The sequence below is a fragment of the Elioraea sp. genome (assembly GCF_051860475.1).
In the GTDB taxonomy this organism is placed as follows: domain Bacteria; phylum Pseudomonadota; class Alphaproteobacteria; order Acetobacterales; family Acetobacteraceae; genus Elioraea.
This window is the reverse complement of the sequence record NZ_JBHYDW010000106.1, coordinates 1-10688: the sequence shown is the minus strand read 5'-3', so window position 1 is coordinate 10688 and position 10688 is coordinate 1. Positions and strand designations below refer to the sequence as shown.

The following is a 10688-nucleotide window of genomic DNA, read 5'->3' as shown; positions in this document are numbered from 1 at the left end:
ATAGGCCATCATCTTGATCGCGAGCGCGGTGCCGAGCACGGACGCCGCGCGCGGCCCGGCCAGGTCGTGCGCGACCAGCGCCAGCGCGACGGTCGCGAGCCCCGTGCCGAGCAGGGAGACGATCTGGGCCAGCAGGAGTCGGCGATAGACGGGATGGGCGAGGACGGCGCGCACGACGAGGACGCTAGCGCGGGCGCAGTGCCGACGCACGGTGCGTGCCTGCCGCCGTCGCTGATCGCAGCCTACGGCGCGGCGTGGTACCGCGTCGACCACCCGGACGGCGCCGAGACGGTCCGGATCGGCGCGGCCGCGCCGCGCTCACAGGCGTGGCTCCACGGGCTCGGGCACGCGGGGGCCCCGTTCGTCACCGCGCGCAACCCACCTGGCGAACGCCACGACGACGCGACGAACGCCGCGGCGATGGCACGGCTGCGCCCACAGGTCGCGGTGCATGGGTGGCCGTTCCTGGAAGGCGCAGGGGGCAACGATACGGGCCGATGGCGGCCGCGCTCGGGCGCGACCTCGCTCGTGATGCCGTCGTCTGGATGCCTGCCGACAGACCGGCGCGACTGCCGATGCTCAGCTAGCGGCCGTCTGGCGCGGCTGCCAGTAGCGCAGCACGACCGTGCGCGCCTTCTCGAAGGTCGTGTTCTCGCGGATCGGCGTCGGCTTGCCGCTCTTCGCCCAACGCAGCGCGAAGTTCCGAAGCTCGTCGTCCGACAGCGTCTCGCCGACGAGGTCATTCAGCAGCGCCGTCAGCGCCTCCGGCGGCGCCTCCTCGTCCTCGCCGCCGGTGACCTGGGAGGCGGCCTCGCGGGCGAACGCGATCGCGTCGAGGATCGCGGCCGCCTCCTCGCGCGAATAGTCGTGCAGGTCGCGACAGGGCGGGGCGGGGACGATGCGCAAGGCCATCAGCGCCTCGACCTGCTCGTCGGTCGCGGTGCCGGGCCGGCCGGTGCGCGGCATCTCGGGCCAGGTGTCCTCGATCTCGGGCTCGCTCGGCGCCTCTGGCGCCGGCGCCGGGACGGGCCCAGGGGCAGGACGGCGCCGGAACCAGCGCCAGGGCATCAGCAGGACCAGGACAAGCCTGCCCAGCCAGCGGATCAGCGCCCAGGACGCCCCGACCGTCGCGCGGATCAGATCCATGAATGCCGCATCACTGCCTGACGAGCATCACTGCCTTACGAATCGCCCGACCCCGGACAACCGAACCGCGGTCCCGGACCAGCCCGAACCGCGGTTTGCACAACACCTGGGAAGAGCGCCCCCTCTGGGTCGGGGTCAGAAGCCTTCCCGCTCCAGCCGCTTGCGCTCCAGCTTGCGGGCGCGGCGCACGGCCTCGGCGCCCTCGCGCGCGCGGCGCTCGGACGGCTTCTCGTAGTGGCGGCGGAGCTTCATCTCGCGGAAGATGCCCTCGCGCTGCATCTTCTTCTTCAGCGCCTTCAGCGCCTGATCGACATTGTTGTCACGAACCAGAACCTGCACGTGCAGACACCCTCCATCATCTCTCATGCCCTCCCCAGGATCGGGGTCACCTGCGGGCACAAAAACAGGCCCGAGCCGGGGAACGACTCAGGGGTCGGGTGGATAGCACAGGCGCAACCGATACGAAAGGCCGGAGCCTCGGCTTTGCGGAAGCGCCGTTCCGGCCTATCTGTCGAGAAATTGCGGCGGAACTCTGCATGGCCATCCTGAAGATCGCCCGCATGGGCCATCCGGTCCTGCTGACCCGGGCCTCTCCCATCGAGGACCCGTCCACACCCGAGATCCGCCGCCTGATCGCGGATATGGTCGACACCTTGCTGGACGCGGACGGCGCCGGACTCGCCGCCCCCCAGGTGCATGCGCCGCTCCGGCTGTTCGTGTTCCGCTGCCGGCCCGAGCGCCTGACCGACTCGCCCGAGGATGTGCCGACAGGCCCGGGCGTGCAGGTGCTGATCAACCCCGAGGTGGAGCCCGCCGGCGAGGAGGTGGACATCGCCTGGGAGGGCTGCCTCTCGATCCCGGGGCTCCGCGGGGCGGTGCCGCGACCGGCGCGCGTGCGCTATCGCGGGCTTGATCTGGAGGGCAACCGGATCGAGCGCGCCGTCACGGGGTTCCACGCGCGGGTGGTGCAGCACGAGTTCGACCATCTCGACGGCATCCTCTACCCGATGCGGATGGACGATTTCGCGCTGTTCGGGTTCACCGAGGAGATCGCGCGCGCGGCCCATGCCGCGGCGCAGGCGCCGAAGGCGGGCGGGCGCGACGGCTGAAGCGACGGAGCAGGCGATGGGGATGATCGAGCGCAGTGAGGAGCGCGACCGGGCGGTCGAGGCGGCGCTGCCGCATGTGCCCCTGGACGGCTGGACCAGCAAGGCGCTGCGGGCCGGCCTCGCCGATGCCGGCTTCGATCCGGCGGATCTCGCGCTGCTGTTCCCCGACGGCCCGGTCGGGGCGATCGAGGCCTGGTGCGATCTCGCCGACCGGCGCATGGCGGAGGAGCTGGCACGACTCGATCTGGCATCGATGCGCATCCGCGACCGCGTCACCACGGCGATCCGCATCCGGCTCGCGCAGAACGCGGGACGCAAGGAAGCGGTGGCCCGCGCCACGGCCCTGCTCGCCCTGCCGCAGAACGCCGCGGCCGCCACGCGCGTCACCGCGCGCGCTGTCGATGCCATCTGGGTGGCAATCGGCGACCGCTCGGCCGATTTCTCCTGGTACACGAAGCGCGCCAGTCTGGCCGTGATCTACACCGCGACGGTGCTCTACTGGCTGCGCGACGACACCCCGGAGGCCGAGGCCACGCTCCGGTTCCTGGACCGGCGGATCGAGGCCCTGATGCTGATCCCGAAGGTGCAGCGGCGCCTCGGCGACATCGCCGCACGCCTGCCGGACCCGTTGGGGCTGCTCGGCCGGCTTCGCCGCGCCTGAGGAACCCGGGCGCAGCCTTCACGTTCCCCCATCACCGCGAGAGGTGATGGAGATGCGCGATGCGTGGCGTGCTGCTGTGGGTCCTGGGCGTTCCGCTGCCGGTGATCATCCTGCTGTATGTGCTGGGAATACTGTAGCGCGCATCGCCGTTGTGTCTGCGCCGCCGCGGCGAGCGCCGCCGCGTGACGGCGAGGTCGCGAGGCCGGGTTTGCCTTGGTCGCGCCACAACTCCCGGTAGACTGGCGCGCGAACGAGTCGGATCGGAGAGCCTGCATGACACGGATTTGGGCCTTGGCGCTGGCCGCACTCACCCTGGCCGCCTGCGGCAACACGGTCGGCGACCGGGCGCTGTCCGGGGCTGCGATCGGCGCCGGCGCCGGCCTCGCGGTCGGCGCCGTCACCGGCGCGACCTTGCTTCAGGGTGCCGTGGTCGGCGGCGCGCTCGGCGCTGCGGCCGGCGCGCTCACCGATAACCGTCAGGTCAATCTGGGCCGGCCGCTCTGGCGCTGAGCCTGGGCGGCCCGCGCCTCAGGCCGCCTTGATCCGGCCGAGGAAGGCGTCGATCTCGGTGCGCAGCCCGCCCGCCGAGGAAGCGACCGCATTCGCCGCCTCGCCCAGGCTCGCGGCCTGTGCCTCGGCCTCGAGACCCGCCCGGCCGACATCGGCGACCCGCGCCGACACCTCGGACGTGCCCGTGGCCGCCTGCTGAACGTTGCGGGCGATCTCGCGCGTTGCCGCCCCCTGCTCCTCGACCGCGGCTGCGATCGCGGCGGCAATTCGGTCGATCTCCTCGATCACCCCGCCGATGCCCTTGATCGCCGTGACGGCCTGATCGGTCGCCCCCTGGATGCCCTCGATCTGGGCCCCGATCTCCTCGGTCGCCTTGGCGGTCTGGCTGGCGAGATTCTTCACCTCGGAGGCGACCACAGCGAAACCCTTGCCTGCCTCGCCGGCACGCGCCGCCTCGATCGTCGCGTTCAGTGCCAGCAGGTTGGTCTGCCCCGCGATGTCGCTGATCAGCCGCACCACGTCGCCGATCCGGCGCGCGCCCTCGGCAAGGCTCTGCACCGTGCCGTCGGTGCGCCGCGCCTCCTCGACCGCACGGCCGGCAATGCGCGCGGCCTCGCTGACCTGACGCGTGATCTCGGCGATCGAGGCCGAGAGCTCCTCGGCCGCGGCAGCAACCGTCTGCACGTTTGCCGACGCCTCTTCGGCCGCCCCGGCCGCCGCGGTCGAGCCCTGCGCGGACACCTCGGCGACGTGGCGCATCGCCGCCACCGCCGCATCCAGCCGGGCCGCGGACTCCGAGAGCCGCCCCAACAGGCCCGAGGCCGTGCCGTCGAACGCCGCGACCTGCTCGGCCATCGACGCCGCCCGCGCCTCCTTGGCCTTCACCTCATCGAGCCGCGCCTGCTCCATCGCCCCGCGCTCGACCAGCGCCGACCGGAACCGTTCGGCGGTCAGCGCCAGCCGGCCGAGCTCGTCGTGCCGCTCCGCCCCCGGCACCACCACGTCGGTGCGGCCCTGCGACAGCGTGCCGAGAGCCTCGGTCACCGCATCCAGCGGCCGCACCACCGAGCGGCTCACCAGCAGCCAGGCGAGCAGCGCGGCGAGCGCCAGCCCCGCGCCTGTGCCGAGTGCGAGCCACAGCGACAGCCGGGCGAACAGCCCATCCACCTCCGCCGTCAGCGCCTCGACCTCCGCCGCGGTCGCCTGCGCCACCCGGTCGAGCGCCGCGTTGAACGCCTGGCGGTTGCGCCGGTTCTCGTCGTTGTTGCCGATCCGGTTGGCGGCCTCGATGCTGTCCTCGGTGCCGAGCCGGGCGAGCTCCGTGCGCAGCCGCACGAAATCGGCCGTGCCTGCCTTCACGCCGGCGAACGCCTCGCGCTGATCGGCCGGCAGCAGCGCCTCCCAGCGCGCCACATCGCGCTCGATCGCGGCGAGGAACCGGCGGATCCCGTCGGCGAACGGCTTCGCCTTCGCCGTATCGGCCGACATGTAGACGCCGCGGCTGTCCATCACCACCGCGTAGACGAGGCCGTTCACCCGCTCGGCGATCTGAGTCCGCTCGGCCGCGTTCTGCACCGCGACCACCGTGCGGTCGTAGGTCCGCAGCGCGCTCAGGCTGGCGGCCAGGCTGCCCACGGTGACCAGGCCAAGCAGGGCGAGCGACAGATACACACGCGGCCCGATCCGGAGGGCTTTGAGGAACGACATCGAACGGCTCCACGGAGATCGCAGGGGACGGCGGCACCATCGCCGCATCCGCTTAACGGACCGTTGCAGGCCGCGGCGCCCGGCATGGTGCGCCCCGGCGCGGTCGGCTATCGTCACACCATGAACATGCTCGCCCGCCCGCCGGAGCGGCTCGCCGTCGAGGTGGTGTTCGACCTCGTCTGCCCGTGGTGCTGGATCGGGCTGCGCCGCCTCACGCGCACCCTCGCGCTGCGCCCTGACCTCGCCGCCGACCTCACCTTCCAGCCCTTCCTGCTGAACCCCGACATGCCCGCCCGCGGCATCGCGCATGCCGACTACATCCAGCGCAAGTTCGGCGGCGAGGACCGCGCCCGCCGGCTGCATGCCGCGATCGCCGAGGTCGGCCGGGCGGAGGGGCTGGCGTTCCGGTTCGAGCGCATCCTGCGCACGCCGGCGACCGTGGATGCGCATCGCCTGGTGCGCTTCGCCGCGCGCGACGGCCGGGCGGCGGAGACGGTCGAGGCGCTGTTCACCGCCCATTTCGCCGAGGCGCGCGACATCGGCGACCGCGTCACCCTGGTGCAGGTGGCGATCGAGACCGGGCTGGATGCGCACGGCGCGGCTGGCTTCCTCGCCTCGGGCGAGGACACCGAGACGGTGCTGGTCGAGAACCTGCGCTCGCACCGCCTGGGCATCAATGGCGTGCCCTGTTTCGTGGTGGCGGGGAAGCACGCGATCGCCGGCGCGCAGGAGCCGGAGGTGCTGGAGCGTCTGTTGGACGTGGCCATGATGGAGCAGGCCGGGGCGATGTGAGGCCGCGCGGCGGGGCTTCACTTTATGCTTTTATTCCTTTATCCCTTTATCCGCCATGCCGACGGTCCTCAAAGTCTCCCGCCAAGGCCAGCTCACCCTCACGCGCCCGGTGCTTCAGGCGCTCGGCAACCCGCGCTTCTTCCAGGCCGAGATCCAGCCCGACCGCACCCTGCTGCTGCGCCCAGCCCTGAAGATGACGCTGGACGAGGCCGCCGCGGCCTTCGCCGAGCACGGCATCACCTCGGAGGTGCTGACCGAGGCCTTCCGCATCCTCAAGCGGCGGAAGATGGCGGCGGGCGAGGCCGAGCCCGGGCGCACGGAGGGCTGTTGACAAAATTCCTATACCAACTGTAGCGCACGGACGCAAGGTCGCCGTCAGGTCAGCCCGCGGCGCTGTCAGGTCCCGCCGCGAACAGGCATAGTTCCGTGCGAATCGCGGGCAGGAATGATGGCGCGGACAGGAGCACTTGGGCAGCGGAGACAGGCACGCCGATCAGGCACCGACGCCGTCCTGCCGCGTCGCCACGTGCCGCTGTCCGGCGTCGCCAACGCTGCCAGTGTGGAGGCCGCCCGCGCAGTCGCCCGGGAAGCAGCGCTGGCCTGGTGGCACGCGAAGGCCCGACAACACCGCGCCGACCAGCTCGCTCCACCAGCCTTGCCGCCTGGAACGGCCGTCGCCCAACTCTCGCCCGAGGCGATGCACGCGGCGCGCAGCTTCGGCCGCGATCTGACCGGCCTGCCCGTCGCCGAGGCTGTCGCTGCGCTGGGGCACCTCTATACGCAGGCCCTGCCGCAGGCGCATCGCGCCGAGCACGGCGTCTACTATACGCCGCCCGCTCTGGTGCGCCGCCTGCTGGACAAGGCCGAGCGCGCCGGCCACGACTGGCGCGCGGGCCGTGCGATCGACCCGTCCTGCGGCGGCGGCGCCTTCCTCGTCGAAGCCGCGCTGCGGATGCTCGCCGCCATGAAGCGTATCGAGCCTTCGATCGCGCTTGCCGCGCTCGCATCCCGGCTGCGCGGCTGGGATGCAGACCCCTTTGCCGTCTGGCTTGCGAACCTCGCCGTCGAGGCGCTCGCCCTGCCCTTCGTGGCGGCGTCCGGACGGCGCCTCGGACTGGTCGCCGAGCAGCGCGACGCCCTGGGCAGCATCGAGGACGCGGCCGGACAGTTCGGCCTCGTGATGGGCAATCCCCCCTTCGGCAAGGTCAAGGACACGCCGTCGCTCCGCGCACGCTTTGCCCGCAGCCTGCACGGCCATCCGAACCTCTACGGCATCTTCACCGATCTCGCCGTCCACCTCGCGAGACCCGATGGCGGCATCGTCGCCTATCTCACGCCGGCGAGTTTCCTCGCCGGGCACTACTTCAAGGCGCTGCGTCGCCTGCTGCACGAGCATGCCCCGCCCATCACGCTCGATCTCGTCGAGAGCCGCAAGGGCGTTTTCACCGACGTCCTGCAGGAGGTCGCCCTGTCCACCTTCCGGCGCGGCCGACGGGCGGATCGCGCCGAGTGCGCGATCGTATCGGCGGAGCCCACTGGCCTGCGCGTCGAGCCGACCGGGACGCTGATCCTGCCGCGTGATCCCGAGGCGCCCTGGACCCTGCCGCGCAGCGTCGATGATGTCGCGTTCGTGGACCACATGCGCAGGATGCCGGCACGCCTCGCGGATTGGGGCTACGGCGTCTCCACCGGGCCGCTGGTGTGGAACCGCCACAAGCCGCGACTGCACCACGCGTCGGGCAAGCATCGCATCCCTGTGGTGTGGGCCGAGGCGGTGACCCGGGACGGCCGCTTCGTCCTGCGCGCGACCAAGACGAATCACGCGCCGTGGTATGAGCCGACCGGCCCGCGCGACCCCAACATCGTCACCCGACCCTGCGTGCTCGTTCAGCGCACGACCGCGAAGGAACAGCATCGCCGGCTCATCGCAGCCGAGATGCCCGGGGATCTGCTCATACGATACGGACACGTTACGGTTGAGAACCATCTCAACATGGTGGTGCCGGTCGTGGCCAAGCCGCCGGTCCCGGTCCGGGCATTGGCCGCATTCCTCGCCACCGCTACTGCTGATCGCGTGCTCCGCTGCATCAACGCCTCCGTCGCCGTGAGCGCGTCGGAGCTGGAAGCGATGCCGCTGCCCGCCGCTTGCGATCTGCTCGCAGCACTCGCCGCCGCCGATCCCGAGGCGGCCGTTGCACGGCTGTACGGTGTGACCGGATGACCCTGCCCGCGCTGATCCCATGGCAGGAGATGCGCGAGCGGCTGCTGGTGATCTTCCCCGAGGGCATGCCCGATCGCGGCTTCCTGGTCCGGGACATGACGGCGCGGACGGTGTTCACCGCTCTCTATCTCGGCGCCGTTGCGGGATCAGACACTTGGCTCGCGCCGCGCCATGTTCTGCGCATGAGCGATGGGCAGGCGGCGTGCCAGGATGACACCTCGCGCCGCGCCTATCTCGCGGAGATGAGCAAGGCGAAGGCGCCCTCGCCGCCCGGCCGGTGGTACGCGGAGAACACACGCGAACCGCTGCGCGACGAGGTCATCCGGCAGGGCTTGGTCCCGGTCAACGCGATGGTGGAACGGGCAGGCGTGCCGACGACGTCGCCGGCTGGCCGTTACGCTCTGCAGCCCGCGTTCGCCGCCCTGTTCCATCCAGCACTGACCAGTGCGCAGCTCGAAGCCGAGGCCGAGGCATGGCGCCGCGCGCATCTCTCGGCCGCCGCCCTGGCGCGCGCCGCCTTGGTGCGCGCAAGCGCAAGCACCGCGAGCGGCAACATCACGGTCCAATGTCCCGGCGGTCCGTCCATCATCCTGCCGCCCGGCCCGAGCCCGATCATCACCAAGGCAGTGATCGAAGTCTTCGCGCCAGCCTTCCTCGGCGACCCGCGCGTGGCATGGGTGAGCGACAGCGCCAACAAGCGGCCCTTCCGGGATGCCCCGCTGGAGAAGGCACTCGGCATCACGTTGGATGCCGCCGAGCTCCTGCCCGATGTCGTGCTCGTCGACCTCGATCCGCCGAACAGGCCCGGAGAGGCCCTGCTTGTCTTCGTGGAAGTTGTGGCCTCGGACGGTCCGGTCACGGAACAGCGGCTGCGCACACTTCTTGATCTGATCGCGGCCAGCCCGCGCCGGTATCGGCCCGAACACGCGGCCTTCATCACGGCCTATATGGACCGCGGCGGCGATCCGGCGAGGCGCACGATGTCTCGGCTCGCTTGGCGTTCGTTCGCGTGGTTCGTATCCGAACCCGACAAGCTGCTGCAACTGCACGACGGCAGGAGCGCCAACCGAAAATTGGCGGCGCTGCTGTAGCCGCGGCGTTGCGCCGCATCGCAGCGCAGCGGACATGAACCGCCGCGAACCGCTCCACGTCGGACAGAGCATTTGATTCGGTATGGTGGTCGCCTGGTGGGAAACCACACGGGAGGGCTCCGCCCTCCCGTACCCACCCGCCAGGGAACTGAGTTCCCTGGACCCTCCCCTTACACCCCCCGCAACCCCGCGGCCCGCTCCAGCGCACCCCGCCGCAGCACCGCGATCGCACGGCGCTCCACCCGGATCGCACCCCCCTCCTCCAACGCCGCAATGCCGCGCGAGAAACTCTCCGGACTCATCCCCAGCCGCCGCGCCACCACCCGCTTCGGCTCGCCCAGCTGCACCAACGCCCCGCCCTGCGCCTCCGCCTCGCGCAGCAGCCACTGCGCCAGCCGCTGCGGCGCATGCCTCAGCTTCAGGTCCTTGATCTGCTCGATCAGCAGCCGCCAATGCCGCGCCTGCATGTCCACCACCGCACGCGCAAGCGCCGGCTCGTCGTCCAGCGCCCGACGGAACAGCGCCGCACGGATCAGCATGATGCGCGACTCCGCCAGCACCACCCCCGACACCAGATAGGGCAGCGACAGGATCACCGCCGGCACCACCAGCAACGACCCCGCACCGAAGATCTCGATCACCGCCTCCTGCGCCGTGCCGCCCGACGCCACCAGCCCCACCCGCCCCGACAGCACCAGATGCACGAACTCGGGATCGGTGCCCTCCTCGAACAGCACCGCGCGCGGCGGCAGGATCTGCACCACGCTGCCGTTCACCAGCCGCGTCATCGCGGACTCGCCAACCCGGCGCGCCAACTCGGTCTCGCGGACCAGTGTCAGCGTGCTGCCCTGCGACATCGACCCTTCCCAACCCACCCGGATCTTGACCTTCATCAAGTAGAGGCTTGAGCGGTGCGGTGCAGCAAGAAAGAAAACCCGCCCCCGGACGCGCTCCTTGACCTAGCGCAAGGGATGCCCGGCACGCCAGCGCCAGCCTGCGCGCGACCCCGGCCGGAATGCCGGCGGAACCGGAGCCGGAGCGATGATCCAGACCACCAGCCAGGTGCACCCGCGCGACGCCCAGGCGGCGATGTGGATGAGCACCCTCGCCTTCACGGTCTGCTTCGCGGTCTGGACGATCTTCTCGATCATCGGCGTGCAGATCAAACGCGACCTCGACCTGAACGACACCCAGTTCGGCCTGCTGGTCGGCACCCCGATCCTGACCGGCAGCCTGATCCGCCTCATGCTGGGGATCTGGACCGACCAGTATGGCGGCCGGATCGTCTATGTCGGCGTGATGGTCTCGGCGGCGATCGCCACCTTCCTGCTCACCTTCGCCTATGACTACACCACCTTCCTGATCGCGGCCCTCGGCGTCGGCATCGCCGGCGGCTCCTTCGCGGTCGGCATCGCCTACGTGTCGAAGTGGTTCCCGAAGGAGAAGCAGGG

The 10688-nt window shown here is 71.2% G+C and carries 12 protein-coding genes and 1 pseudogene; 9 read left to right on the top strand and 4 right to left on the bottom strand.

The annotated features are described in order from the left end of the window. Positions 1-153 precede the first annotated feature (153 nt). A pseudogene (locus ACTIFU_RS16860) lies at positions 154-498 on the top strand (hypothetical protein); the annotation flags it as partial. A gap of 81 nt (positions 499-579) precedes the next feature. Here the strand turns inward: ACTIFU_RS16860 and ACTIFU_RS16855 are convergent. Beyond that, complete coding sequence (locus ACTIFU_RS16855) at positions 580-1146, bottom strand: hypothetical protein (RefSeq protein ID WP_439579487.1); 567 nt, start codon at positions 1144-1146, stop codon at positions 580-582. A gap of 135 nt (positions 1147-1281) precedes the next feature. Beyond that, positions 1282-1485 (bottom strand): 30S ribosomal protein S21, encoded by a 204-nt coding sequence (gene rpsU / locus ACTIFU_RS16850; RefSeq protein ID WP_144182808.1) that lies wholly within the window; start codon positions 1483-1485, stop codon positions 1282-1284. Between the two features lie 197 nt (positions 1486-1682). On the opposite strand from rpsU, the gene def reads away from it, so the two are divergent. The 3 genes from def to ACTIFU_RS16835 all read left to right on the top strand — a co-directional run bounded on the left by def (position 1683) and on the right by ACTIFU_RS16835 (position 3426). Continuing rightward, complete coding sequence (def, locus tag ACTIFU_RS16845) at positions 1683-2255, top strand: peptide deformylase (RefSeq protein ID WP_439579482.1); 573 nt, start codon at positions 1683-1685, stop codon at positions 2253-2255. Positions 2256-2277: 22 nt separating this feature from the next. Continuing rightward, positions 2278-2916: a COQ9 family protein gene (locus ACTIFU_RS16840; protein ID WP_439579481.1), complete on the top strand. Its 639-nt coding sequence runs from the start codon at positions 2278-2280 to the stop codon at positions 2914-2916. 291 nt (positions 2917-3207) lie between these two features. Continuing rightward, complete coding sequence (locus ACTIFU_RS16835) at positions 3208-3426, top strand: hypothetical protein (protein WP_439579480.1); 219 nt, start codon at positions 3208-3210, stop codon at positions 3424-3426. Between the two features lie 18 nt (positions 3427-3444). Here ACTIFU_RS16835 and ACTIFU_RS16830 read toward each other — a convergent pair whose 3' ends face one another. Next, positions 3445-5133 (bottom strand): methyl-accepting chemotaxis protein, encoded by a 1689-nt coding sequence (locus ACTIFU_RS16830; RefSeq protein ID WP_439579479.1) that lies wholly within the window; start codon positions 5131-5133, stop codon positions 3445-3447. Between the two features lie 84 nt (positions 5134-5217). Between ACTIFU_RS16830 and ACTIFU_RS16825 the strand changes: the two genes are divergently transcribed. The 4 genes from ACTIFU_RS16825 to ACTIFU_RS16810 all read left to right on the top strand — a co-directional run bounded on the left by ACTIFU_RS16825 (position 5218) and on the right by ACTIFU_RS16810 (position 9237). Further along, positions 5218-5925, top strand: a complete 708-nt coding sequence (locus tag ACTIFU_RS16825) for a DsbA family oxidoreductase (RefSeq protein ID WP_439579478.1) — start codon at positions 5218-5220, stop codon at positions 5923-5925. A 55-nt stretch (positions 5926-5980) separates the two neighbouring features. Continuing rightward, entirely contained in the window at positions 5981-6256 is a 276-nt protein-coding gene (locus ACTIFU_RS16820) for a hypothetical protein (protein WP_439579477.1), read from the top strand. Positions 6257-6622: 366 nt separating this feature from the next. Then, complete coding sequence (locus tag ACTIFU_RS16815; protein ID WP_439579476.1) at positions 6623-8146, top strand: HsdM family class I SAM-dependent methyltransferase; 1524 nt, start codon at positions 6623-6625, stop codon at positions 8144-8146. Continuing rightward, positions 8143-9237 carry a BsuBI/PstI family type II restriction endonuclease gene (locus ACTIFU_RS16810; RefSeq protein ID WP_439579475.1) on the top strand — a complete coding sequence of 365 codons (1095 nt, stop codon included), beginning with the start codon at positions 8143-8145 and terminating at the stop codon, positions 9235-9237. The genes ACTIFU_RS16815 and ACTIFU_RS16810 overlap by 4 nt, the downstream gene beginning before the upstream one ends. A 170-nt stretch (positions 9238-9407) precedes the next feature. Here ACTIFU_RS16810 and ACTIFU_RS16805 read toward each other — a convergent pair whose 3' ends face one another. Further along, a complete protein-coding gene (locus ACTIFU_RS16805; protein ID WP_439579474.1) occupies positions 9408-10094 on the bottom strand; it encodes a helix-turn-helix domain-containing protein in 687 nt (228 codons plus the stop codon). A gap of 184 nt (positions 10095-10278) precedes the next feature. Between ACTIFU_RS16805 and ACTIFU_RS16800 the strand changes: the two genes are divergently transcribed. Further along, on the top strand, positions 10279-10688 hold a 410-nt coding region (locus ACTIFU_RS16800), incomplete at its 3' end, for an MFS transporter (protein ID WP_439579473.1).

Excerpts from the sequence above, each read along its gene's own strand:
- ACTIFU_RS16830 (WP_439579479.1), bottom strand. The coding sequence starts at position 5,133 with ATGTCGTTCCTCAAAGCCCTCCGGATCGGGCCGCGTGTGTATCTGTCG.
- ACTIFU_RS16810 (WP_439579475.1), top strand. The coding sequence starts at position 8,143 with ATGACCCTGCCCGCGCTGATCCCATGGCAGGAGATGCGCGAGCGGCTG.
- ACTIFU_RS16815 (WP_439579476.1), top strand. The coding sequence starts at position 6,623 with ATGCACGCGGCGCGCAGCTTCGGCCGCGATCTGACCGGCCTGCCCGTC.
- ACTIFU_RS16820 (WP_439579477.1), top strand. The coding sequence starts at position 5,981 with ATGCCGACGGTCCTCAAAGTCTCCCGCCAAGGCCAGCTCACCCTCACG.
- ACTIFU_RS16825 (WP_439579478.1), top strand. The coding sequence starts at position 5,218 with ATGGTGCGCCCCGGCGCGGTCGGCTATCGTCACACCATGAACATGCTC.
- ACTIFU_RS16855 (WP_439579487.1), bottom strand. The coding sequence starts at position 1,146 with ATGGATCTGATCCGCGCGACGGTCGGGGCGTCCTGGGCGCTGATCCGC.
- def (WP_439579482.1), top strand. The coding sequence starts at position 1,683 with ATGGCCATCCTGAAGATCGCCCGCATGGGCCATCCGGTCCTGCTGACC.
- ACTIFU_RS16805 (WP_439579474.1), bottom strand. The coding sequence starts at position 10,094 with ATGTCGCAGGGCAGCACGCTGACACTGGTCCGCGAGACCGAGTTGGCG.
- ACTIFU_RS16840 (WP_439579481.1), top strand. The coding sequence starts at position 2,278 with ATGATCGAGCGCAGTGAGGAGCGCGACCGGGCGGTCGAGGCGGCGCTG.